This is a genomic window from Streptomyces sp. NPDC047130 (assembly GCF_040643475.1).
Lineage (GTDB): Bacteria > Actinomycetota > Actinomycetes > Streptomycetales > Streptomycetaceae > Streptomyces.
Window position 1 is genome coordinate 27,472 of sequence record NZ_JBEYUK010000031.1, and the last position, 22,689, is coordinate 50,160.

Consider the following 22,689-nt stretch of genomic DNA (forward strand, 5'->3'; position numbering starts at 1 on the left):
ATCCTCCGCTGCCCGGGGACGGTTGCGTGGCTGGGGGCGAGCACGGTGGGATGGCGCGGTGACCACTCTCTACCTGTTCGGATCTGCCGCTCCGCCTGTCCTCGACGTCGCACCGGTCATCGCGGACGCGCAACGGCAGGGGTTCGACGTCTGCCTCGGGCTGACGCCGACGGCCGCGCGGTGGCTGGAGCCGCAGACAGCAGAGTTGGAGCGGCTGACCGGTCACCCGGTGCGGTCCGAGTACCGCATGCCGGGTGCGCCCGACGTGTGGCCGCGGGCCGACGTCATCCTCTTCGCGCCGACCACGTTCAACAGCCTCAACTCCTTGGCGTCGGGCCTCACGGCGTCGTGGGTGGTGGGCGTGTGCGCCGAAGGCATCGGCAAGGGAATCCCTCAGGTGGTCATGCCGTGCGTGAACGCGGCCTACGCCCGGCACCGTGCTCTGCGTCGCAGCGTGGTCGAGCTCCGCGACATGGGCGTGACGGTGCTGTACGGCGCCGGTGGGTTCGAACCGAACCCACCGGGGGAGCGGCGCGAGTACCCCTGGGACGTCGCGCTCGCGGAGGTAGGCCGCGCGGCGGGCTGCGGGCCGGAGCCCTCGAGGGGTACGGCCCCCGCCTGACGCACGCGTCACGCGTGCAGCGGCAGCACCGCGACTGTGCGCTGGTGCTGGTGCTGGTGCTGGAGATGCTGCCGGCACCGCGCGGTGCTGAGCAGGAGTTTCGCTCGCGAGGGCGCCCGCGCGCCGTCGAGGTGTAGCGGGGCGGTAGCGGAGTGTCACACCTTGCCCCTAGGCTGACCCCCATGCTCCTCACATCCGAGGTCCCCGGCTCCGCGCGCTCCGCCGCCGAACTGAACGAGATGATCCGCGCCCTGTGGCTCCGTTCCGGTGGCGCGCCGACCGCCCAGGACCGTGCCCGGTACGAACAGCTCGTCGTCGAGTGGGCCCGCGCGGTCCGGGCGGAGGCGCTGCAGCCGGCCTGAAGGCCGACCGGCAGCGCCGCGCCGGAGGCGACGCCGCGGCGGCGCACCGGTGGTGGCCGGACGCCGCCGCACGGGTTCACCTGCCGAGCGCGGCCACGCCCGCCTGCGCGAACTTCTCGTCCAGGTCGCCGGACGGGGCCCCGGCGACACCGATGCCCGCGATCGGCGCGCCCTTGGCGGTGACCGGGGCGCCACCGGCCAGGAAGAGGGTGTTCGGGATGTCCTTGAGGTTGGGGGCCTGGGCCAGGCGCCCGGCGAGCACCGAGGTGGGGGCGTTCCAGGAAACGGCCGTGTACGCCTTGCGCACCGCCGACTCGTAGGACTGGGGACCGGCGCCGTCGCCGCGCAGGGTCACGACGGTGTTGCCGTTGCGGTCCACGACGGCGACCGTCACCTTCTGGTTCGCGTCCTCCGCCGCGTCCAGCGCGGCCTGGGCGGCCCTGACGGCGGCGTCGGCCGTGAGGTGGGTGGACTGCGTGGTGTTCCGGCTCTTCGTCGAGTCGGCGGCCGCGGGGACGGCTGCGGGGGCAGCCGCAGGGGCGGCCGACGGGCCGGCGGCGTTGGCGGTGACGGCGCCGAAGGTGCCGGCGCCCAGGGCCGCGGCGACGACCGTGCCGAGCAGGACCCGGGTGCGCAGGGTGGTCTTCTTCGTCATGGTGGAAGCTCCTCGTCGGTCTGCCGGGCAACCCTCGCTCCCCGGCTCTCGGCATCCATCCTTCAAGCGCCCACGCCTCCGGGCGTCGGCGTTCCGGCTGGTCACGCGGGTTCCGACGGCTGACGGGCATGTCATCCGAACGGCTGATGCGCCCACCCCACGCACGGGTTTACCTGGAGGGAGCGGCACAGGCGGGCATGAGCCCGGGACAGGCCCAGGCAGGCCCAGGCAGGCCCAGGCAGGTCGAAGCAGGCCGACGGCCGCGAGGCCGGAGGCGGACACGAGGAAACACCCATGCGGCACACACGGCACCGGTCCCCCGGGCCGACGGAACCGACGCCACGGACGGCACCGGCGCCACCGACGGCGCCGACGGAGCCGACGGCACCGGCCGACCCGGCAGCGGACCAGGACGCGCGCTGGCTCGGACCGGTGGTGCACCTCGCCTTCTACGCGCTGCTGGGCGGCTCGCTCGCCCGCTACCTGCTGCGGCATCCGCCGGGGCCCGGCGTCACCTGCGTGATCGTGGCGGCGGCGGTGCTCGCCCTGATGTACGCCCTGGGCCCGGTGGCCGGGCCGGCCCGTGGGCGGGACCGGTCGGCCTCGCGTCCGCTCGCGTGGCTGGTGGCGGTCGTGGCGGTCTGGTCGGTCCTGACCCTGCTGGCGCCCAGCTTCGCCTGGTGCGCGGCCCCTCTGCTGATCCTGGCGCTGCGTTCCCTGCCGGCCGGCGCGGCGATTCCCCTCGCGTGCCTGCTCACGGTCCTGGTCGTGGTGTCGCTGCAGCGGCTGAGCGACGGCTTCGACCCGGCGGTCCTGGTCACCCCGCCCGCCGTGGCCGCCCTGATGACCGGCGTCTTCCTGCACATGGAGCGGCAGGCCGAGCGGCGGCGCGCCCTCATCGACGACCTGATGCGCACCCGGCGCGATCTGGCGGCCACCGAGCGCCGCGAGGGCGCCCTGGCCGAGCGGGCGCGGCTGTCGATGGAGATCCACGACACCCTCGCCCAGGGGCTGTCGAGTCAGACGATGCTGCTGCAGGCCGCCGAACGCGTGTGGGCGACCGACCCGGCGGCGGCGCGCGAGCACGTGCGGGAGGCCGCCCGGGGCGCGGGACGCGACCTGGCCGAGGCCCGTCGCTTCGTGCACGACCTGGCGCCGGCCGATCTGGCGGACGGCGGCTCGCTGCTCGCCGCGCTGCGGCGGCTCGCCGAGCGCGAGACCAAGGACGGTTTGACCGTGCGCCACCACATCGAGGGCGTGCCGCTGCCCCTGCCCGACCGGGGCGAGGCCGCGCTGCTGCGCGTGGCGCAGGGGGCGCTGGCCAACGTGCGCCGGCACGCGGGGGCGACCCGGGCCGCCGTCACCCTCAGCTATCTCGACGACCAGGTGGTCCTGGACGTCGCGGACGACGGCCGCGGTTTCGATCCGGGCGCCCTGCCCGCTCCCGGCCGCGAGGGCGGGCACGGGCTGCCCGCGATGCGCGCCCGGGTCGCCCAGCTGGGCGGCACCCTGACCGTCGAGTCCGCGCCCGGCGAGGGCACCGTGCTCACCGCCTCGATCCCTCTGACCGCACCGGAGCCCCGATGACCTCCCCCGCCGAACCCCGCGTGCGCGTGCTGATCTGCGACGACCACGCCGTCGTCCGGGCCGGACTGCGGGCGCTGCTCTCCAGCGCGGCCGGCATCGAGGTCGTCGGCGAGGCCGCGGGCGGCGACGAGGCCGTGGCCCTGGCCGAGCGGGCGCAGCCGCAGGTCGTGCTGATGGACCTTCAGCTGGGCCCCGGCACGGACGGCATCGAGGCCACCCGCCGCATCACCGCCCGGCCCGACGCCCCCCGCGTCCTGGTCCTCACCACCTACGACACGGACGCCGACGTGACGCGTGCGCTGGAGGCCGGCGCCACCGGGTACCTGCTGAAGGCCGAGCGGCCGGAGGAGCTGTTCGCCGCGATCCACGCCGCGGCGCAGGGCCGCACCGCGCTCTCCGCGCCGATCGCGGGCCGCATGGTGGCGGCGATGCGCGCGCCGCGTCCGGCGCTCACCGCCCGGGAGCTGGACATCCTGGCGCAGCTCGCCCAGGGCCTGGCCAACCGGGAGATCGCCCGCGCCCTGTTCATCAGCGAGGCGACGGTGAAGACCCACCTGAGCCGCATCTACGACAAGCTCGGCGTGGACAACCGGGCCGGCGCCGTCGCCGCCGCCAAGGAACAGCGTCTGCTGCCCTGAGCGGCGGCGGCCCCGACCACCCGGAGGCGGCCCGAACACCGCGGAGGCTGCCACGAGCACCGCAGGGGCGGCCCCGAACGGGCGGGGGCGGCCCCCGGCGCCGCGGGCCCGCTTCAGCGCAGCAGGTGCGCGCAGGCCTCGCGGTCCAGCGGGTACTCCCGCTCCGCGGGCAGCAGCGCCCGCGCCCCGCCGACGTCCCCTCGGTGAGCAGCGCCTTGATCCGGTGGGCCAGCGGGGTCACGTCCTCGATGCCCGTGATCCACTCGTCCGCGTACCGGGCCGCCGCCTCCCCCGCGAGGCCGAGCTGCAGCGACCGGTGGGGCAGCGGCTGCGCCCGCAGGTCGCGCTCCGGGTACCACTGCACCCGGGCCGGCGCCCGCCGCAACGCCCTGCTCCAGGACGCCCGGTCCTCGTGCGCACCGCGCGCGTAGTGGGAGAGGCAGGCGTTGCGCAGCGCCCACTCGAACCCGTCCCGCCGGATCTCCACCGCCAGCTCGTCTGTTCGCCACCGAGCCGGTGAACAACGGTCTGCCCATTCGCATCGGCGCCGCCCTGCTCGGGCACCTCGACATCCGCACCACCCGCGGCTACGTCGCGGTCTTCGACGAGGACGTCATCAGCCATTACCACCAGTTCCTCGCCCGACGCCGAGGCACGCGACCGGTCGAGGAGTACCGAGAGCCCACCCGCGACGAGTGGGAGGACTTCCAGGAGCACTTCGACAAGCGCCGGGTCGAACTCGGCTCCTGCGGCCGTCCCTACGGCACCCCGTGCGCGCACGAACATGCCTGCATTCGCTGCCCAATGCTCAACAACCCGAAGATGCTGCCCCGCCTCAACGAGCTGGAGGAGGACCTCCTCGCCCGCCGCAAACGAGCCGTCGAAGAGGACTGGCGAGGCGAGATCGAAGGCCTCGATCTGACTCTCACCTTCTTGCGGAGCAAGCGCGAGCAGGCCCGCCGCTTCCAGCGCAGCGATCCCGTCTCCCTCGGAATGCCTCCGATCCCGCATCAGAAACCCCGAGTCAAAGAGAGGTAAGCAGCACTGCGAACACCAGAAGCGCGGCCTGGGTCAGAATCAGGCGCATGGATATTCCCAAGTTGCTGGAAGCCGCTTCCCTGCTCGTCCCCGAGGAAATGGCCACCGAGAACGACATCACGGTGGCCGACGTTTGGGAGTGCCTCACCCACGACGAGTGGGAGGTGGCCCTTGACCTGCTGGAGGAACTCGGAGACGTCCAACCGCTTCCCCTGAGTTTCTGGGAAACCCTGGCCACCGCTGCCGAACAGATGCGGCTGGAGACGAGTGCGGCCTGGTGCCACTGGCGCTGCTACGAAACCCGCAACGGCATCATCCGGGCCGACCTCACCCTCCGCCCGGCCGCCGAGGCCCGACGGCAGACACCCATCTCCGGCGCCGGCGTCCTGCGACCGATGTGGAACATCGGAAACCGAACCCCGACCGGCGACCCGACCCTCAACATCGCCATGCTCTGGGTTGAGCGCACGCCCTTCCTCGAACCTGGCGGGCGAGCCTCGGTGCGACTCGCTCCCCTTGACCCTCAGCAGTGGCAGCACCTTGAGCCCGGCCAAGTGATCACCATGCACGAGGACCGATCTGTGGCCGGGACGGCAGTCGTCCTGGAGGTTCAGCGACCCTGCGGCCACGCCCACGGCATAGAGTCGAACGATCAGTAACGACCGCGGGAGGGGAACATGGCGGAGCGGAGTTGGCAGCTCAGACAGGGTGAGCGGCTGGTGGGAACCTTGACCCTCGAAAGCGGCGACATGTTCTGGTCTGACTGTCGCTTCGAACCCGGCCCAGCTCGGCAGGGGCTTGCTCCCCTGTTCGCCGCGTCCCGTGATGCCTGGCGTCGTGGTGACGAGGATGCGGCCTTGGCCGCAGACGAGACGATCTACGCCCGGGACCTCGTCCTCGTTCCCAGCAACGGCGGAGCCCCGATCACGGAGTTCCTGATTCGGATCGAGGGGGAGGTCGCCCGATTCCGTCACTGATCCGGCGCAGTCACGCTCCTTCGAACTTCTAACGCCCGCGTTGGTGCAGAGAAGATCCACGTCATCCGGTCCCGCTTCCACGCCGCCGGGAACCGGCCGTCCCGGGCCGCGGGGAGCCCGATCCCCGGACGGTACGCCTGGTACACGGTCACGGTATCCGCGCTGTACAGCGCCCTGACCTGGTACCGGGATCCGGGCGCGGACGCCCTGTCGTCGCTCTGGCTCATCCGGTCAGCCTCCTGCACGGCCGCGGCCGCGCGCCACGCGTTTTCGCCACGCCCCCTCCCCCGACTCCCGTCGCCCATCGGGGGCACTCGGGTGGGGTGACGGCCGCGCGGTGGATCACCTCCTCGTGGCGGCGGCCGGTCGTGGCCGCCGTGGCGGGCGCGCTGCCGGTGCTCGCCTTCCCGGAGCCGGCCTGGTGGTGGGCGGCGCCGGTGGCGCTGGTCCCCTGGCTGCTGCAGCTCCGTGAAGCGCCCACCGGCCGGCGTGCCGCGCTGGACAGCTGGTGCGGAGGGTTCGGGCTGATGCTGGCCGCCCACCACTGGCTGCTGCCGAGCCTGCACGTCTTCACCCCCGTGCCGGCCGCGCTGCTCGGCCTGCTGTGGGCGCCGTGGGGAGTGCTCGCCCGGCGTCTGCTGCGGGGCGCCCCGTCCGCGCAGCAGACGCCGACGGGGCGCCCCGTCCGCGCTCCGAGCCACGGCGGCGCTGGCCGGTCTTCCCTCGGCGTGGCTGATGATCGAGCTGGTGCGGTCCTGGCAGGGCCTCGGCGGTCCCTGGGCCGTGCTGGGCGGCGGCCAGTGGCAGACGGCGCCCGCGCTCGCGCTGGCCTCGGTGGGCGGCGTCTGGCTGCTCAGCCTCCTCCTGGTCGGGGTGAACACGGCGGTCACCCTGCTGCTCACGGTGCCCGCCGCCCGCCTCCCCGCGGTGGCCGCACTGGCCGCCGTGGCGGCGGCCACCGTCGGCGCCTGGGCTCCTCGCCCGGCCCCCGGCGACACGGCCCGGATCGCGCTGGTGCAGCCCGGAGTCGTGGCCGGCGAGGACTCACCGCAGCGGCGGTTCGCCCTTCAGGAGCGCCTGACGCGCGGTCCTGCCGACCGGGGCCGGGACCTGGACCTGGTCGTCTGGGGCGAGAGCAGCGTGGGCGCCGACCTGACCGCCCGCCCGGACCTCACCCGCAGGCTGACCGCGCTGTCCCGTGACACCGGAGCGCCGCTGCTGGTGAACGTGGACGCCCGCCGCTCGGACCGTCCCGGCATCTTCAAGAGCTCGGTGCTGATCGGGCCGCAGGGGCCGACCGGGGACCGGTACGACAAGATGCGCCTGGTCCCGTTCGGGGAGTACGTCCCGCTGCGGTCGCTGCTCGGCTGGGCCACCTCGGTGGGGCGCGCGGCCGAGGAGGACCGCCGCCGCGGGTCGGCCCCGGTGGTCATGGACGCCGGGTCCGGGCTCCGGCCGGGGCCGCTGATCTGCTTCGAGTCCGCCTTCCCGGACATGAGCCGCCATCTGGCGGCCGAGGGCGCGAACCTGCTGGTCGTGCAGTCGTCCACGGCCACCTTCCAGCGGACCTGGGCCCCCGAACAGCACGCCTCGCTCGCCGCGCTGCGGGCGGCCGAGACGGGCGTTCCCGTGGTGCACGCCACCCTGACCGGCGTCTCGGTGGTGTACGACGGCGCCGGGCGCCAGGTGGGGACCTCCCTCGGCACCTCCGCCGGTGGGGTCTCGCTGCACACCCTCCGGACGGCGGGCCCGGGCGCCACCCTCTACACCGACCTGGGTCCGTGGCCGCTGCCGTGCGCCGCCGGCGTGCTGGTGGTACTGGGCGCGGCGGGCGGCCTGGGTCGCGTCCGCCGGCGACGGGACCCGGGCGGGGCGGGGACCGCACGGCAACCCCGGTGACCACGCGTCACCCTTACGAAGGGACCGCCCGCCTGTCGCCTGTCCCCGGTCGGCCCGCACCCACCAGAGTGGCGAGGGTGAAGCGAACGACGATCACCACCGCCCTGCTTCTCGTCACCGTCGCGGGCGCCGCCCTCTCCGGCTGCGTGACGGTCCCCTCCGCCGACACGGCCCCGGGCGGCCCCGTCACGCCGTCCGCGCGTTCGGCACCCGGTCCGGACGGCAAGGGCGAGCCGCTGCCGGTGCGGTCCCCCGCCCCGGAGGACGCCGAGGACCGTGCCGGGGCGGACGAGGACGGCAGGGGCAAGGGCAAGGAGAAGGACGGCAAGGGGAAGGGCAAGGGCAAGGACGGCGGGAAGGGCAAGGGCGCGAAGGACGCCGGCACCACGTCGTCGGACGCCTCCGGCGGCAAGGGCGACCGGGCCGGTTCCGACGGTGCGGGCCGGGATCCGGGCCACCACCTGTTCCCGCCCCGGGGCGGCCACGGCGGCGGCCCCCGGGCCGAGGACCGTCCGGCCCGGCCGCGCAAGCCCGGAGGCGGTTCCGTCGACGCGTGCGGCATCGGCACCGAGTACGGCGGCTGGCGTCAGGGCAGCGCCGAGGAGGCCATGTGCCGGGACCTCCAGCACCGGGCCACCAAGTAGGCGGAGCCGGAACGCCCCGAGGTTCGGGTCCCGGTCGCGGTTCCCCTGCCGGTCAGGGGTCCAGCCCCTCCTCCAGTTCCCGGATGGCCCGGCGGACCCGCGTCCCGTAGCCGTCGTCGGACAGCACCTGGGCCGCGTCGCGGGCGCGGCCCAGGTGGCTGCGGGCCGCCTCCGGGCAGCCCAGCTTGGCGTAGTCGGCGGCCACGTTGAGGTGCAGCGAGGGATAGAGGGACCGCACCGCCTCCATCAGTTCCTCGGCCGCCGACAGTGCCCGCAGGTCCCAGGCGAGCTCGTCCGCGGGGTCGTCCTGGGTGTCGGCCATGTAGTGCGCGAGGGCGCAGCGGTGGAACGGGTCGCCCTCGGCGCCGATCTCCCGCCAGATGTCGAGGAAGCGCCCCCGCGCCTCCTCCCGGTCGCCTCCGTGGTGCAGCAGCACGGCCTGACCGATCCGCGTCGTCACCGCGACCGGGTCCCGCTCGTCCAGCTCCATCGCGTCCTCCGTCGCCCGCCGTTCCCGGCATGCACCGCGGGGCCGCCGCTCGGCGGTCCCGCGGTCGACGCTAGGGCCACCGGGCCCGCGCCGCCCGGCGACGCCCGCCGGTCGGCCCACGCCCGCCCGGTGCGCGGGTGCCGCGGTGGCGGGCGTCGAGGGGTCCGTCTGCCGGAGTCAGCCGAGGTTCGGGATGCGCCAGTCGATCGGCTCGTGCCCCTGCGCGGCGACGGCCTCGTTGATCTGGGTGAACGGGCGCGATCCGAAGAACTTCTTGGCGGACAGCGGCGACGGGTGCGCCCCCTTGACCACCGCGTGCCGGCTCTCGTCGATCAGCGGCAGCTTCTTCTGGGCGTAGGCGCCCCAGAGCACGAAGACGGCCGGGTCGGGCCGGTCCGCGACGGCGCGGATCACGGCGTCGGTGAACTTCTCCCAGCCCTTGCCCTTGTGCGAGTTGGGCTCGCTCTCGCGGACCGTGAGCACCGCGTTGAGCAGCAGCACGCCCTGTTCGGCCCAGGGCATCAGGTAGCCGTTGTCGGGGATCGGGTGGCCGAGTTCGGCCTGCATCTCCTTGTAGATGTTCCGCAGCGACGGGGGCGTCCTGACGCCCGGCCGCACGGAGAAGCACAGCCCGTGGCCCTGGCCGGGGCCGTGGTACGGGTCCTGGCCGAGCACGAGGACCTTCACCTTGTCGTACGGCGTGGCCTCGAGCGCCGCGAAGACCTCCTCGCGGGGCGGGTAGACGGGTCCGTTCGCCCGCTCCTTCTCGACGAACTCGGTCAGCTCCTTGAAGTAGGGCTGCTCCAGTTCGCCGCCCAGAACCCCGCGCCAGGACTCGGGCAGCATGGCGATGTCGGTCACGTCAACGTCCTCCGGTGTGCGATCACTTCCAGGTCAGGAACCTACAGGCGACCACCGACAACGGTACCGGCGCCCCGGAGCGCGTGGAGGCGCGGAAGGGGCGGGGCGGGACCGCGTGCACACGGGCAGGGCCCGGCGGCCGGACGGGGGTGTCCGGCCGCCGGGCCCTGCCCGTCAGGAGCCGTGCGCGTCAGGCGACGCCGGCGTTGAGGAAGAGACCGCCCTCGATCACCAGGTTCTGGCCGGTGATCCAGCCGGAGGCGTCCGAGGTCAGGAACGCGGCGGCGCCCCCGATGTCCTCCGGCACGCCGAGGCGGCCGAGCGGGTAGCCCGCGGCCACCTCCTCCTCGCGGTTCTCGTACAGCGCCTCGGCGAACCTGGTCTTGATCACGCCGGGCGAGATCGCGTTGACCCGGACCTTCGGCGAGAACTCGTGCGCGAGCTGCAGCGTCAGGTTGATCATCGCGGCCTTGCTGATGCCGTACGGGCCGATGAAGGGCGAGGCCTGCACGCCGGCGACCGAGGCGATGTTCACGATCGTGCCGCCGTTCTCCCGCTGCCAGGCGGCCCAGGTCTTCTGGGCGAAGCCGAGCGCGGAGATCACGTTGGTCTCGAAGACCTTGCGCGCGACGTTCAGGTCGACGTCGGCGATCGGCCCGAACACCGGGTTGGTCCCGGCGTTGTTGACCAGGTGGTCGATCCGGCCGAACGCCTCCATGGTGGCGGCGACGACCGCGTCCTGGTGCTCCAGGTCGTGGGCCTTGCCGGCGACGCCGATGGCGCGGTCGGAGCCGAGCCGCTCGACGGCCTCCTTCAGCGCCTCCTCGTTGCGCCCGGTGATGCAGACGCGGTCGCCGCGGGCGACGAACGCCTCGGCGATGCCGAAGCCGATGCCCCGGCTCGCGCCGGTGATGACGGCGACCTGGCCGGAGAGCTCAGGCAGTTCGGTCATGTGGGGTTACCTCCGTGTCCCGGTACCTCGCGGTCCGGCGTCAGTTGAGCGGGCCGCCGGCGACGTACAGGACCTGGCCGGAGACGAAGCCGGCCTCCTCGCCCGTGAAGAAGGCGACGGCGTTGGCGATGTCCTCGGGGACGCCCACCCGCTGGACCGGGATCATCGCGGCGGCGCCCTTCTTGAAGTCCTCGAAGTCCACGCCCACCCGGTCGGAGGTGGCCTTGGTCATCTCGGTGGCGATGAAGCCGGGGGCGACGGCGTTGGCGGTGACGCCGAACTTGCCGAGCTCCTTGGCGAGGGTCTTGGTGAAGCCCTGCAGGCCGGCCTTGGCGGCGGAGTAGTTGACCTGGCCGCGGTTGCCGAGCGCCGAGGACGACGACAGGTTGACGATCCGGCCGAACTTGGCGTCCACCATGTACTTCTGGCAGGCGCGGGCCATCAGGAAGGCGCCCTTGAGGTGCACGTTCATGACGGTGTCCCAGTCCAGGGCGCTCATCTTGAACAGCAGGTTGTCGCGGAGCACGCCCGCGTTGTTGACCAGGATGGTCGGCGCGCCGAGCTCCTCGGCGATCCGGGCCACGGCCGCCTCGACCTGCGCCTCGTCGGAGACGTCGCAGCCGACGCCGATCGCCTTGCCGCCGGCGGCGGTGATCTGCTCGACGACGTCCTTGCAGTTGGCCTCGTCCAGGTCGATGACCGCGACGGCACGGCCCTCGGCGGCCAGCCGGACGGCGGTGGCCGCGCCGATGCCGCGCGCGCCACCGGTGACTACCGCGACTCGCTGCTCAGTGGTGGACATGGGTGCTTCTCCTCGCCCTCGGAAAGCCTGAACGCCTTCGGTGATCCTGCGGTCCCGCCGCTGCTCGAACAATACGCCGATCGGTGAGCGACCGCTTAGTACCCTCGACAGGACGTGACGCTAGAAGCCCGGGCACCCGCTGTCAACGGGCCACCGCGCGATGTGATCCACCTGACCGGCCCGACGGGTCCCGGCCTTGCTCCCGTCGGCGGAACCACGGCCGGACCACGGCCGGACCACGGCCGGACCACGGCGGGACTACCGGACGAGCAGCTCGAGCAGCCGGTCCGCCTCGGCCGCCGGATCGGCCGTCAGGCCGGTGTGCACGGGGCCGGGCTGCAGCACGGTGGAACGGGGCGCGACCAGCCACCGGAAGCGCTTGCCGGCGTCGTCCCCGGCCGCCGGTCCGGCCGCCTCGCCGCCCGCGCAGACCGCCTCGACGGCGCGCAGCGCGGCCCGGACGGCGGTGACGTCGGCGTGCGGGTCGAGGGCGAGCAGCCGGGCCTCGTCCAGATGGGTCCGGGCGGCGACGAACCGCTCGCCGCGGCAGTAGAGCAGCACGCCGACGTTGACGCACTCCCCGCGCTCCACCCGGGGCACGGCCCGCAGCAGCGCGTACTCGTAGACCTGGCGGTCACGGGTCCGGCGGTCGACGACGTTGCGGGTGAACACCTGCCGGTCGGCGTCGTGCCGTTCCTGCCGTTCGGCGTCGTGCCGTTCCTGCCGTTCGGCGTCGTGCCGTTCCTGCCGTTCGGCGTCGCGGTTCACTTCAGTCCCTCGATGCGTTCGTGGATGACGGCGGCGCGCGCCAGCAGCGGACGGGCGTAGGCGCGGCGGAGGTCGTCGGGCGCGGCGAAGCCGGGCTCGTCGGCCAGCCAGGCGTCGGGGATCTCCGCCGTGACCTCGGTGAGGAGTTCCTCGGTCACCAGGGGGGCGAGCTCGGCGGCGGCCGCGGCGACGTCGGGGGCGAACCGGGCGAGCGTGTGGTCGGCGGCGTCGTAGGGGCGTGCCGCGGAGGCCTCGGCGCCGGGCCAGTTGTGGTGCCAGATCATGGTGGCGCCGTTGTCGATGAGCCAGAGCGCGCCCTGGTGGACGAGCAGGTTCGGGTTGCGCCAGGACCGGTCGACGTTGTTGACCACGGCGTCGAACCAGACGATCCGTCCGGCCTCCTCCGGCGTCACCTCGAAGGCCAGCGGGTCGAAGCCGGTGGCGCCGCTGAGGAACTCCATGCCGAGGTTGGAGCCGCCGCTGCCGCGCAGCAGCTCCTGCACCTCGCGGTCCGGCTCGCCGAGCCCCAGCGCCGGGTCGAGGTCCACGACGACCAGCCGGGGCATCCGGAGCCCGAGCCGCCGGGCCAGCTCGCCGCACACCACCTCGGCGGTCAGCGTCTTGGGGCCCTGCCCGGCCGAGCGGAACTTCAGGACGTACAGGCCGAGGTCGTCCGCCTCGACCAGCCCGGGCATGGACCCGCCCTCACGCAACGGCGTGACGAAGCGGAGGGCTGCGACTTCGCTGAGCATCCGCCCAGGCTATACGGTGCGCCTCCCCTCGCTTCCTCCCGGCCCGAGCGGCCCTGAGCGGCCCCGAGCGGCCCTGAGCGGCCCCGAGCAGCCCCGAGCAGCCCCGAGCAGCCCCTCCGGGCTTTTCCCCCCCCAGGCGCGAACCCGCCGGGAAGGAGGCCCGGCCGCGCCGCGGTCAGTCGGGCGGCCCCAGCGGCACGCACCACTCCAGCCGCGTGCCGCCCTCCTCGGGCGTGCTCAACTCCATCGTGCCGCCCAGCTGCTGGGCGCGTTCGGACATGTTCCGCACGCCGCTGCGGCGGCCCCCGGCGGGCATGCCGACCCCGTCGTCGGTGACCGTGAGCCGCACGACACGGCCGTCGGTCTCCAGCGACACGTCGGCGCGCCCGGCCTTCGCGTGCCGGGCAACGTTGGTCAGCGCCTCGGAGAGCACGGCGACCACCTGGTCGGCGGTCCGCGGCGGTACGTGGGTGTCCACCAGCCCCTGCACCCGCACCCCCGGCGCGAAGCCGAGCACCGGTGCCGCCTCCCCCGCCACCCGCACCACCCGCGCCCGGAGGCCGGACGGCGTCCCGCCGGACTGCGAGCGCAGTCCGAAGATGGTCGACCGGATGATCTTGATGGTCTCGTCCAGGTCGTCGACGGCCCGCACCACCCGGTCGGCGGCCTGCGGGTGCTCGATGAACCGTCCCGCGCTCTGCAGGGTCATGCCGGTGGCGAACAGCCGCTGGATGGCGAGGTCGTGCAGGTCTCGGGCGATCCGGTCACGGTCCTGCAGCACGGCCATCCGTTCGGCGTCGTGCCGCCGTTCGGCCAGCTCCATGGCGATGGCCGCCTGTGCCGCGAAGGCCTGGAGCGGCTCGATCTCCGCCTCGGTGAAGACCGGCTCCTCCGCCTCGCGGACCAGCATCACCACGCCCCGCACCCCGGTGTCGCCGGTGCCGAGGGGGAGGGCGACGGCGGGCCCGAGTCCGGCGAGGCGGGACGACGAGGTGGCGAGCCGCTCGTCGTGGGCCACGTCGTCGCTGGTCACCGGGGCGGCCGTGGCGAAGGCGGTGCCGATCAGGCCCCTGCCGGAGACCGTCTCGGCGCCGTCGAACCGCGCGACACCAGTACCGGTACCGGTACCCGTGCCCGTGCCCGTGCCCGTGCCGGTACTGGTGCCGGTCCCGGGACCGCTGCCGCTGCCGCTGCCGCTGCCGCTGTCACTACCGCTGCCGCTGCCGCCGTCGCTGTCGCTGCCCGTGCCGGTGGCCAGTTCCACCCGCAGGCTCTCGCCCGCCTCGTCGGGAACGGCGACCACGGCGCGGGTGGCGCCGGTGATCTCCCTGGCCCGTTCGGCCACCACCCTCAGCACCTCGGCGCGGCCGGCGCCGGACATCAGGCGGTGCGTGACCTCCGCGTTGGCCCGCAGCCACCGCTCCCGCAGCCGGGACTCCTCGTACAGGCGGGCGTTGTCGATGGCGACGCCGGCCGCGACGGCGAGCGTCGACAGCACCGACTCGTCGTCCTCGTCGAACTGGGCCCCGCCCCGCTTCTCCGTCAGGTACAGGTTGCCGAAGACCTGGTCCCGCACCCGGATGGGCACGCCCAGGAAGCTGTCCATCGGCGGATGCCCCGGCGGCAGCCCGAAGGACGCGGCGTGCTCCGACAGCCTGGTCAGCCGCAGCGGCTCCGGGCGGCGGATCAGCTCGCCGAGGATGCCGTGCCCCTCCGGGTAGGGGCCGATCCTGGCGGCCTCCTCCTCGCCGACCCCCACGGTGTGGAAGGCGGACAGCCGCCGTCCGTCCGTCCCGATCACCCCGAGCGCCGCGTACCGGGCGTCGACCAGCACCGCGGCGGCCTCCACTATGCCGCGCAGCGCCTGCTGGAGGTCGAGCTCCCGGCCGACCGACAGCACCGCCTCCAGGAGGCTGTGCACCCGGTCCCGGGTGCCCCGGGCCGCCTCCAGCCGGGCCTGGACCTCCTGGAGCAACTCGTCCAGGTGGAGCTGGGGCAGCCGCACCCGCGGCGGCTCGTGGAATTCCTCGGTACTGCCCACCGTCGGCCTCTCAGTACTGCTCGCGGGCCGACCGGTCCTGGACCTGGTGGGCGATGACCGCGGCCTGGATGCGGCGTTCGACGCCCAGCTTGGCCAGCAGCCGCGAGATGTGGTTCTTGACGGTCTTCTCCGCGAGGTAGAGCCGCTGCCCGATCTGGCGGTTGGTGAGGCCCTCCCCGACCAGCGCGAGGATCTCGCGTTCGCGGTCGGTCAGCCCCGGCAGCGGGTCGGGCTCGGGCTCCGGGGTGGCGCCGGCCCTCAGCCGGGCCATCAGCCTGGCGGTGGCGCTGGGGTCCAGGAGCGACTTGCCCTGGGCGACCACGCGCACCGCGGAGATCAGGTCGGACCCCTGGATCTGCTTGAGCACGTATCCCGCGGCCCCCGCCATGATCGAGTCCAGCAGGGCCTCCTCGTCGTCGAACGAGGTCAGCATCAGGCACGCCAGGTCCGGCATCCGCGAGCGCAGTTCGCGGCAGACGGTCACGCCGTCGCCGTCCGGCAGCCGCACGTCGAGCACGGCGACGTCGGGGCGCAGCGCGGGCACCCGGACCAGGGCCTGGTCGACGGTGCCGGCCTCACCGACCACCGTGATGTCCGGCTCGTCGTCCAGCAGGTCGCGCACGCCTCGCCGTACCACTTCGTGATCGTCCAGCAGAAAGACCCTGACCGGGCCCTCGGTGCCGGCACGCCCGGTCTCCGCCATCGTTCTCCTTCTCGCAGGTCCGCCGCGCCGTGGTGCGACGCCGCTCCGCCGGCCGGCCCCCCTGCCAGAGCATTCCCGGCGCGGGCCCCGGCGGACAGGGCCGGTCGGCCCTCCTGTCCCGGCCGGTCGGCCCCCGTCACAGGATCGCCCATGGCCGGCCGGGTCAGGAGCCCAGGTCCGCGTCGTGCAGGGCGCGGCCGCCGGCCACCTCACGCCCCGTGACCAGTTCGGGCCGGATCCTGAGGAACACCTCCTGCCGCGCGGGGACGGCCACCCAGGAGCGCGGACCGGTGGTGGCCAGACGCCGGTGTTCCTCCGGGTCGGTCACCACCTCGGCCGCCCCGGTGACGACCACGCTCCAGCCCGTGCGGGTGGCCCGGTCGACCTCGTCGGCCTCGAAGGCGACCACGGTCCCGTCGACCGCGCGGGCCAGCTCGGAGGCCGCCGAGGTCCGCAGCACCACCGCGCCGTCGTGGTCCAGGCAGAAGTTGACCGGCAGCACTGCGGGCAGGGCCTGGCGGGTGTGGACGATCCGCCCGATGGCGGCGGTCGCCAGCAGGCGCATGCTCTCCCGCCGGTCGAGTTCGCGGAATCCGTCGTTGCGGTACATGCGGTTCTTTCCGCGACCGGTCAGTCGTGCGCGACGACGGCGACCGGGGCGGTCGCGTGGTGCAGCACCGCGTGGGCGACGGGCCCGATGTGCGTGCCGAGCGGGTTGCGCCGGACCCTGCGGCCGAGGACGACCAGGGAGGCGCCCGCCGCCGCGTCCAGCAGGTGGTCGACGACGCCGCCGGTGCGCGAGACCTCGACCACCTCCACGGACGGGTACTTCTCCCGCCAGGGGAGCAGCGTCCCGGTCAGCAGCGCGGCCATGTCGCGCGCGTACTGCTCGTACAGGTCCGCCGCGGCGGCGACGGCGTGGACGGTGTACGGCGGCAGCGCCCAGCTCTGCACGACGTGGAGGGGGGCGCCGCGGCGGGCGGCCTCCTCGAAGGCGAAGGCGGTGACGGTGTCGCCCGCCCGCTCGGTGTCCAGGCCGAGCACGACGGGCCGGAAGCGGCGGCCCGCGCCGTGCGCGGTCTCCGGCAGGTACTCGTCGGCGGCGTTCTCCCCGGCCCGCACCAGGACGACGGGCGTGCGGCTGTGGGCGACCACGGACAGGCCCACCGAACCGACCAGGAACCCGCCCAGCCGGCCCAGCCCGCGCGACCCGAGGACCAGCAGTTCGGCCTCGGCGGCGGCCTCGGGGAGGGCTTCGGCCGGCCGTCCGGCGATCAGTTCCTCCAGCACCTTCAGGGCGGGGTGGCGTGCGGTCGTCTCCTCGACGGCCGCGCGCAGCACCTTGCCGCTCCAGTGCTCCAGGGTCGTGGTGTCGGAGGCGGACGTCGCCGCGAGGGTGTCGGGCAGCGGTTCCCACACCTTGACGAGCTTCAGCGGCAGGTCGCGGAGTTCCGCCTCGCGGGCGGCCCAGTCGGCGGCGGCGCGGCTCGCCGGGGAGCCGTCGATCGCGGCGACGATGGTGCGGGTCATGGTGGCCTCCTGTGTCGGCGTCTGCCCCCAGCCTCCCGGCCGCGGCCCGCGAAGTCCGGGGCCCGCGGGCCCCGCGGTGAGGGCCGACCGGCCCCATCGGTGCCGGGCCGTTCGGCGGACGTGACCTGTGCGCCTTGTCCCCGGCCGAGGCACGGTGAGAGTGTGCGGTCGACGACGGGGCCCGGGAGAGGGAGCAGATGACAGCGACGCAGCGGCGGGGCCGGAAGATCATGATGACCGCGGAGGAACTGGACGCGTTCCTCTCCACGGAACGCACCTGCCGTGTGGCCACGGTCTCGCCGGACGGCGCCCCGCACGTCTCCGCGCTGTGGTTCGTCTGGGACGGCGTCTCCCTCTGGCTCTACTCCCTGACCCGCAGCCGCCGTTGGGCGGATCTGCGCAAGGACCCGCGGGTGGCCGTGGTGGTGGACTCCGGCGCCGAGTACGGCGACCTGCGCGGCGCGGAGCTGTCCGGCACGGCGGAGTTCGTCGGCGAGATCCCCCGCACCGGCGAACCGTGCCCCGGACTCGAACCGGTCGAGGCGTTGTTCGCCCGGAAGTACTTCGGTCTGGAGGCCCTGCCGCACGACCACCGGCACGCCTGGATCCGTCTCACCCCCGAGGCGGTCGCCTCCTGGGACTTCCGCAAGATCCCGCGGGGCTGACGGGACGCCCGGCGGGCGGAGGGCCGCGCCGCCGTCACGCGCCGCCGCCCCCGCCCCGGGCGCGCAGTGCCGAGACCACCGCGCCGATCGCGGGCCGCCGGTCGGCGTCCTCGCGCCACACCGCGTAGACGTGGCGGGAGACCCGCGGCCGCAGCGGCACCGTGACCACGCCGGCCGGGACCGGGTCCCGGCCCAGCGCCGGTACCACGCAGACGCCCAGACCTGCGGCGACCAGGGCGAGCTGGGTGTGCGTCTCGGGCGCCCGGTGGGCGATGTCCGGCTCGACGCCTCGGGCCCGGAGGGTGGCCAGCAGCCACTCGTGGCAGAACTCCCCGGCGCCCCAGGTGATCCACTCCTCACCGGCCAGTTCGGCGAGGTCGATCCCGGCCGCGCCCGCGAGCCGGTGCCCGGCCGGGAGCGCCGCGTCGGCGGGATCGTCCAGCAGCGAGGCCGTGCGCAGGCTCTCGGGCACGGCCAGCGGCCGGTCGTGCCAGTCGAGCACCACCGCCAGGTCGTGGTCACCGCGGGCCACCCCCGCCACGGCCGCCCCCGGGTCGACCTCCCGGGACCGCACCCGCAGGCCGGGGTGCTCCTCCCGCAGCGCCGCCAGCGCCCCGGGCAGCAGGCCCCGCGCGGCGGTCGGGAACGCCGCCACCCGCAGGTCGCCCGCCACGGTCCCGCGCCGCGCCTCGAGCTCCGCCCGTGCCCGTTCGGCCTGGGCCAGGATCCGCGCCGCGTGCCCGGCCAGCAGCCGCCCGGCGTCGGTGAGCCGCACGCCCCGGCCGTGCCGGGCGAGCAGCCGTTCCCCGGCCTCCCGTTCCAGCTTGGACAGTTGCTGGGAGACGGCGGAGGTCGTCACGTGCAGCGCCTCGGCGGCCCCGCCGACGGACCCGTGGCGCGCCAGCGCGTCCAGGACCCGCAGGCGTTCGAGGTTCATCATGGCGGCGATGCTACGAGGGCCCGCCCCCGGCCCGCGCCCGCAGGCGGGACCGCGGGAAGCGCCGGCACTCAGACGTACGGCCGCGCCGGCCCCGCCTCCAGCACCCGGGCCAGCGCACCGGCCAGCCGGGCCACCTCGCCCTTCTCCAGCTCCGACACGGTGATCCGGATCCCCGGCCCGGCCCCTGTCCCGGCGCCCGTCCGGAACCGCGCCCCGGGGGCCACCGCCCATCCGGCCTGCAGCATCCCGGCCACCGCCCCGGTCTCGTCGGGGACCGGGACCCAGACGTTCATCCCGCTGCGCCCGTGCGCCCGGACGCCCAGCCGCCCGAGTTCCGCGATCAGCGCCCGGCGCCGCCGCCCGTAGGACTCCGCGACGGCGGCCCGGTCCACGGCCCCGCTGGTCCACAGCTCCACCACCGCCCGCTGCGTCAGCCGGCTCACCCATCCGGGCCCGAGCCGCTGCCGCCCGCGGACCCGGTCGACGGTGACCGGGTCGCCGGTGAGCACCGCGAGCCGCAGGTCGGGGCCGTACGTCTTGGCCACGGAGCGGACGAAGGCCCAGGAGCGGGTGACCCCGGCCAGCGGGTGCAGCGGCAGGTCGACCATGCCGTGCCCGTGGTCGTCCTCGATCAGCAGGGTGTCGGGGTGCCGCCGGAGCAGTGCCCGCAGTTCCCGGGCCCGTTCCGGGCCCACGGCCGCTCCGACGGGGTTCTGCGCCCGGTCGGTCACGACCACCGCCCTGGCCCCGTCCTCCAGCGCGCGCCGCAGGTCCTCCGGCAGCGGCCCCTCGTCGTCGACGCCGACGGGCGCCACCCGCAGCCCGAGCGCCGGGACCAGGTCGAGGACGCTCCCCCACCCGGGGTCCTCCACGGCGACCGCGTCACCGGGCCTCAGGTGGGCGGCCAGGACCCGTTCGATGCTGTCGAGCGCGCCGGAGGTCACGGTGAGCGGTCCGTCGGGCACCGCGTCCGCGTCCAGCTCCGCGCGGGCGATCCGTACCAGGTCGGGGTCGAGCGGATCGTCCCCGTAGAGCACCGGCGTCCGGTCCGCGCGGGCCGTGGCCGCCGCGAAGGCGGGGGCCAGCGGCGGCAGGAGCGCCGGATCGGGGTTGCCGCGGGAGACGTCCCGGGCGCCGGGCGGCACCCGCACCTGGATCGCCTCACGACCGGTGGTGGCCGGCCGGGGCCGCACCCGGCTGCCCTTGCGGCCGGCCGTCTCGATCACCCCGCGCTCGCGAAGTGTCCGGTAGGCGGACGCCACGGTATTCGGATTCACCCCCAGCTCTTGCGCCAACTCCCGCATGGGAGGCAGCTGTCGGCCCGGTTCGAGCCTTCCCTCACTCACCGCGCGCTCCACGTCGGCGGCAATCTCCATGGCGCGACGGCCTGCGATCCGATAATCTACTAGCACAAACCACATTATGCACTAGTGCAATGGAGAACGCCATGCAGGGGGCGCAGTACACGCCGACCGACCGCACCGTCCCGACCCGTTCGCCGGACCGCGCCTCCTACGACCGGGAGGTGGTGCACGCGATCCTCGACGAGGGCTGGGTGTGCCACCTGGGGTTCGTCCGCGACGGCGCGCCGGTGGTGCTGCCCACCATCTACGCGCGGGTCGGCGAACGCCTGTACCTGCACGGCTCGACCGGCTCCCGCCCGATGCGGATGGCGGGCGCGGCGGCCGAGGAGGAGCCGGGCCTGCCGATGTGCGTGACGGTCACCCACGTCGACGGGGTGGTGCTGGCCCGCTCGGCGTTCCACCACTCGGTCAACTACCGCTCGGTGGTGGTGCACGGGACGGCCCACCAGGTCACCGACGTCGAGGAGCGGCGTGCGGCGCTGGACGCGCTGGTCGACCACGTCGTTCCGGGCCGTTCGCGCGAGTCGCGTCCGGCGAACAAGAAGGAGCTGGCCGCCACGGCGGTGGTGCGCCTGGACCTCACCGAGGTCTCCGCGAAGATCCGCACCGGCGGCGTCAACGACGACCCGGAGGACCTGGGGCTCCCCCACTGGGCCGGCGTCCTGCCCCTCCGCAAGGGCTACGAGGCGCCGCTCCCGGACGCCCGGCTCGCCCCCGGCACGCAGGTCCCGCCGCACATCGCGGCCGTCCTGGGATGAGCCGCGCCCGCCGCGGAGGATCCGGGCATCCTCCACGGCGGGCCCTTCCGCCTCCGGCCGGGGCGTGCCGCCCAGGCGTATCTCACGCGGGCGTGCACCCCGGGCAGGCTGCCGAGCCCGCACACGCTGCCCAGGCAGACCGCCCAGGCCCGGGCAGACTCCCGGGCGGGCCGCCTAGGTTCTGTCCGGCGGATCATGTGACTTTCTGACCGGTCGCTCGTTAGATCGGTCATGGGTCGGGGGGATCTGACGAATCGCGAGTGGTCGTTACTGGAGCCGCATCTGCCACCTTCAGGTGGTCGGGGCGGGAGGTGGAACGACCACCGCACCGTGGTCAACGGGATCCTGTTCCGGGTCCGGACCGGCGTCCCCTGGCGTGACCTGCCGGAACGCTACGGCTCGTGGAAAACCGTCTACGAACGGCACCGCCGCTGGTCGGCGGACGGAACCTGGGACCGGATCCTGCACGCGGTCCAGGCCGACGCCGACCTCGCCGGGTGGATCGACTGGTCGATGGTCGGCGTCGACTCGACGTCCTGCCGGGCCCACCAGCATGCGGCCGGAGCCCGCAAGACCCGGCCGCGGGTCCCGAAAAAAGGACGACGCCCCGGCACCACCGCCCCGACGAGGGACTCGGGCGCTCCCGGGGCGGCCTGACCTGCAAGATCCACCTCGCCGGCGAAGGCGGCTGCCGACCCATGGCCCTCCTGCTCACACCGGGCCAGTGGGGTGACGCCCCGCAACTGATCGAGGTCCTGGGCCGGATCCGGGTGCCCCGGCCACTGGGCGGACGCCCCCGGACCCGGCCCGAGCACGTCAGCGGCGACAAGGCATACAGCTCCCGCCGAAACCGCCGTTACCTGCGAAGACGCCACATCCGGCACACGATCCCCGAACCGAAGGACCAGCGGGCCAACCGCCGGCGCAGAGGCAAAGACGGCGGAAGGCCAACCGGCTTCAACCCCGACCACTACCGCCGCCGCAACGAGGTCGAACGCACCATCAACCGGCTCAAGAACTCCCGCGCGGTCGCCACCCGCTACGACAAGCGGGCCTACGTCTTCCACGGCACCGTCACCCTGGCATCAATCCGACTGTGGCTCAAAAGGTGAGGCCGGCCGCCGTCACTCCGGCGCCAGCACGCCGAGCTCGACCTCTTCGAAGACTCTCGACCACCAGGCGTCCTCGTCATCGAATGCGGCTGGATCCGCCTGTTGAGCCTGGTCCAACAACGCAGAGACGTAGTCCTCGTAACCCTCGTCGTCCTCGCTGCGGCGTGACAGGACGAAGGACTCCCACAGTCGAAGCATCCGCTGAAGGGCGGCCACCGAGGAGTTGACCAGAGCGAATCGTTGCGGACCGCCTTCGTAGCCGTAGGCCATCCATACTTCGCCCGAGTCGATCACAAGCCAGTAGGAGTTCACCCCGTCCTCGAAAGAGCCGAGGCATGCGGCCCTGCCGCAGGGCAGATCGCGAACCCGCAGCTCCAGCTCGGCGTCCCGGACGAACATGCCGATGCAGTTGACCGGGAGCCCTGGATTTTCCAGGTACCGCCCCACCTCGGCACCGACACCGGCAGCACGAAGCGCTGCCACGTCGAGCGGCTGCCACGGCAATCCCTCAGTGCTCTGCTGGTTCACG

General features: G+C 74.2%; 25 protein-coding genes and 3 pseudogenes. 12 read left to right on the forward strand and 16 right to left on the reverse strand.

All coding sequences use genetic code 11. The features are described from left to right. The first annotated feature begins 58 nt into the window (after window positions 1-58). Together ABZ836_RS26990 and ABZ836_RS26995 are read left to right on the forward strand one after the other, a co-directional pair. The gene (locus ABZ836_RS26990) at window positions 59-622 is read left to right on the forward strand and encodes a flavoprotein (protein WP_361146340.1); all 564 of its coding nucleotides are present in this window, start codon (window positions 59-61) and stop codon (window positions 620-622) included. Between the two features lie 182 nt (window positions 623-804). Next, window positions 805-984: a hypothetical protein gene (locus ABZ836_RS26995; RefSeq protein ID WP_356138908.1), complete on the forward strand. Its 180-nt coding sequence runs from the start codon at window positions 805-807 to the stop codon at window positions 982-984. A 76-nt stretch (window positions 985-1,060) separates the two neighbouring features. On the opposite strand, the gene ABZ836_RS27000 is transcribed toward ABZ836_RS26995, so the two are convergent. After that, on the reverse strand, window positions 1,061-1,639 hold the full coding sequence (locus tag ABZ836_RS27000) for a heme-binding protein (protein WP_356138906.1): 579 nt from the start codon (window positions 1,637-1,639) through the stop codon (window positions 1,061-1,063). 432 nt (window positions 1,640-2,071) lie between these two features. Between ABZ836_RS27000 and ABZ836_RS27005 the strand changes: the two genes are divergently transcribed. Both ABZ836_RS27005 and ABZ836_RS27010 read left to right on the forward strand, forming a co-directional pair. Beyond that, window positions 2,072-3,226, forward strand: a complete 1,155-nt coding sequence (locus ABZ836_RS27005) for a sensor histidine kinase (RefSeq protein WP_361146344.1) — start codon at window positions 2,072-2,074, stop codon at window positions 3,224-3,226. Next, window positions 3,223-3,864 (forward strand): response regulator transcription factor, encoded by a 642-nt coding sequence (locus ABZ836_RS27010; RefSeq protein WP_361146347.1) that lies wholly within the window; start codon window positions 3,223-3,225, stop codon window positions 3,862-3,864. Before ABZ836_RS27005 ends, ABZ836_RS27010 begins: the two co-directional genes overlap by 4 nt. 113 nt (window positions 3,865-3,977) lie before the next feature. Here the strand turns inward: ABZ836_RS27010 and ABZ836_RS27015 are convergent. Beyond that, window positions 3,978-4,357, reverse strand: a pseudogene (locus ABZ836_RS27015) (DUF4291 family protein); the annotation flags it as partial. Between the two features lie 23 nt (window positions 4,358-4,380). Here ABZ836_RS27015 and ABZ836_RS27020 point away from each other — a divergent pair. From ABZ836_RS27020 to ABZ836_RS27030, 3 genes are read left to right on the forward strand one after another with little or no spacing between them, the layout of a single operon-like run. After that, on the forward strand, window positions 4,381-4,902 hold the full coding sequence (locus ABZ836_RS27020) for an integrase (protein ID WP_361146350.1): 522 nt from the start codon (window positions 4,381-4,383) through the stop codon (window positions 4,900-4,902). Between the two features lie 47 nt (window positions 4,903-4,949). After that, window positions 4,950-5,561, forward strand: a complete 612-nt coding sequence (locus ABZ836_RS27025; protein WP_361146353.1) for a hypothetical protein — start codon at window positions 4,950-4,952, stop codon at window positions 5,559-5,561. A gap of 18 nt (window positions 5,562-5,579) precedes the next feature. Next, window positions 5,580-5,879 (forward strand): hypothetical protein, encoded by a 300-nt coding sequence (locus tag ABZ836_RS27030; RefSeq protein WP_361146356.1) that lies wholly within the window; start codon window positions 5,580-5,582, stop codon window positions 5,877-5,879. Window positions 5,880-5,932: 53 nt separating this feature from the next. On the opposite strand, the pseudogene ABZ836_RS27035 reads toward ABZ836_RS27030, so the two are convergent. Beyond that, window positions 5,933-6,106: pseudogene (locus ABZ836_RS27035) on the reverse strand (DUF4291 family protein); the annotation flags it as partial. 96 nt (window positions 6,107-6,202) lie between these two features. Between ABZ836_RS27035 and lnt the strand changes: the two are divergent. Further along, window positions 6,203-7,778, forward strand: a pseudogene (lnt, locus tag ABZ836_RS27040) (apolipoprotein N-acyltransferase). Between the two features lie 77 nt (window positions 7,779-7,855). Continuing rightward, window positions 7,856-8,422: a hypothetical protein gene (locus ABZ836_RS27045; RefSeq protein ID WP_361146359.1), complete on the forward strand. Its 567-nt coding sequence runs from the start codon at window positions 7,856-7,858 to the stop codon at window positions 8,420-8,422. A gap of 52 nt (window positions 8,423-8,474) precedes the next feature. Here ABZ836_RS27045 and ABZ836_RS27050 read toward each other — a convergent pair whose 3' ends face one another. The 10 genes from ABZ836_RS27050 to ABZ836_RS27095 all read right to left on the reverse strand — a co-directional run bounded on the left by ABZ836_RS27050 (window position 8,475) and on the right by ABZ836_RS27095 (window position 17,321). After that, window positions 8,475-8,912, reverse strand: a complete 438-nt coding sequence (locus tag ABZ836_RS27050; protein WP_356138897.1) for a hypothetical protein — start codon at window positions 8,910-8,912, stop codon at window positions 8,475-8,477. A 177-nt stretch (window positions 8,913-9,089) separates the two neighbouring features. After that, a complete protein-coding gene (locus tag ABZ836_RS27055) occupies window positions 9,090-9,773 on the reverse strand; it encodes a uracil-DNA glycosylase (protein WP_356138895.1) in 684 nt (227 codons plus the stop codon). Between the two features lie 190 nt (window positions 9,774-9,963). Then, window positions 9,964-10,725: an SDR family oxidoreductase gene (locus ABZ836_RS27060; protein WP_356139079.1), complete on the reverse strand. Its 762-nt coding sequence runs from the start codon at window positions 10,723-10,725 to the stop codon at window positions 9,964-9,966. A 40-nt stretch (window positions 10,726-10,765) separates the two neighbouring features. Continuing rightward, on the reverse strand, window positions 10,766-11,527 hold the full coding sequence (gene fabG, locus ABZ836_RS27065; protein WP_356139081.1) for a 3-oxoacyl-ACP reductase FabG: 762 nt from the start codon (window positions 11,525-11,527) through the stop codon (window positions 10,766-10,768). 258 nt (window positions 11,528-11,785) lie between these two features. After that, complete coding sequence (locus tag ABZ836_RS27070) at window positions 11,786-12,199, reverse strand: DUF3037 domain-containing protein (RefSeq protein ID WP_356139130.1); 414 nt, start codon at window positions 12,197-12,199, stop codon at window positions 11,786-11,788. 92 nt (window positions 12,200-12,291) lie between these two features. Then, on the reverse strand, window positions 12,292-13,047 hold the full coding sequence (locus ABZ836_RS27075; protein WP_361146363.1) for a HipA family kinase: 756 nt from the start codon (window positions 13,045-13,047) through the stop codon (window positions 12,292-12,294). Between the two features lie 175 nt (window positions 13,048-13,222). Next, window positions 13,223-15,088, reverse strand: a complete 1,866-nt coding sequence (locus ABZ836_RS27080; protein WP_361146366.1) for a GAF domain-containing protein — start codon at window positions 15,086-15,088, stop codon at window positions 13,223-13,225. 10 nt (window positions 15,089-15,098) lie between these two features. Next, a complete protein-coding gene (locus ABZ836_RS27085) occupies window positions 15,099-15,791 on the reverse strand; it encodes a response regulator transcription factor (RefSeq protein WP_361146369.1) in 693 nt (230 codons plus the stop codon). 163 nt (window positions 15,792-15,954) lie between these two features. After that, window positions 15,955-16,401 carry a pyridoxamine 5'-phosphate oxidase family protein gene (locus ABZ836_RS27090; RefSeq protein WP_356139089.1) on the reverse strand — a complete coding sequence of 149 codons (447 nt, stop codon included), beginning with the start codon at window positions 16,399-16,401 and terminating at the stop codon, window positions 15,955-15,957. Window positions 16,402-16,421: 20 nt separating this feature from the next. After that, entirely contained in the window at window positions 16,422-17,321 is a 900-nt protein-coding gene (locus ABZ836_RS27095; protein WP_361146372.1) for a universal stress protein, read from the reverse strand. 197 nt (window positions 17,322-17,518) lie between these two features. Between ABZ836_RS27095 and ABZ836_RS27100 the strand changes: the two genes are divergently transcribed. After that, window positions 17,519-17,986: a pyridoxamine 5'-phosphate oxidase family protein gene (locus tag ABZ836_RS27100; protein WP_356139093.1), complete on the forward strand. Its 468-nt coding sequence runs from the start codon at window positions 17,519-17,521 to the stop codon at window positions 17,984-17,986. A gap of 34 nt (window positions 17,987-18,020) precedes the next feature. Here the strand turns inward: ABZ836_RS27100 and ABZ836_RS27105 are convergent, their stop codons facing one another. Together ABZ836_RS27105 and ABZ836_RS27110 are read right to left on the reverse strand one after the other, a co-directional pair. Beyond that, the gene (locus ABZ836_RS27105) at window positions 18,021-18,926 is read right to left on the reverse strand and encodes a LysR family transcriptional regulator (protein WP_361146375.1); all 906 of its coding nucleotides are present in this window, start codon (window positions 18,924-18,926) and stop codon (window positions 18,021-18,023) included. Between the two features lie 68 nt (window positions 18,927-18,994). Further along, the gene (locus ABZ836_RS27110) at window positions 18,995-20,338 is read right to left on the reverse strand and encodes an aminotransferase class I/II-fold pyridoxal phosphate-dependent enzyme (protein WP_361146378.1); all 1,344 of its coding nucleotides are present in this window, start codon (window positions 20,336-20,338) and stop codon (window positions 18,995-18,997) included. Window positions 20,339-20,361: 23 nt separating this feature from the next. Between ABZ836_RS27110 and ABZ836_RS27115 the strand changes: the two genes are divergently transcribed. Both ABZ836_RS27115 and ABZ836_RS27120 read left to right on the forward strand, forming a co-directional pair. Further along, window positions 20,362-21,048: a pyridoxamine 5'-phosphate oxidase family protein gene (locus ABZ836_RS27115; protein WP_361146381.1), complete on the forward strand. Its 687-nt coding sequence runs from the start codon at window positions 20,362-20,364 to the stop codon at window positions 21,046-21,048. 231 nt (window positions 21,049-21,279) lie between these two features. Further along, window positions 21,280-22,160 (forward strand): IS5 family transposase gene (locus ABZ836_RS27120; protein ID WP_361146384.1). Its coding sequence is split into 2 segments (ribosomal slippage): window positions 21,280-21,640 and window positions 21,640-22,160, totalling 882 coding nucleotides; the frame shifts between segments, so codons are not numbered across the junction. Between the two features lie 12 nt (window positions 22,161-22,172). Here the strand turns inward: ABZ836_RS27120 and ABZ836_RS27125 are convergent. Beyond that, window positions 22,173-22,688, reverse strand: coding sequence for an SUKH-4 family immunity protein (locus ABZ836_RS27125; protein ID WP_361146387.1), 516 nt, complete (start codon window positions 22,686-22,688; stop codon window positions 22,173-22,175). Window position 22,689 lies beyond the last annotated feature (1 nt).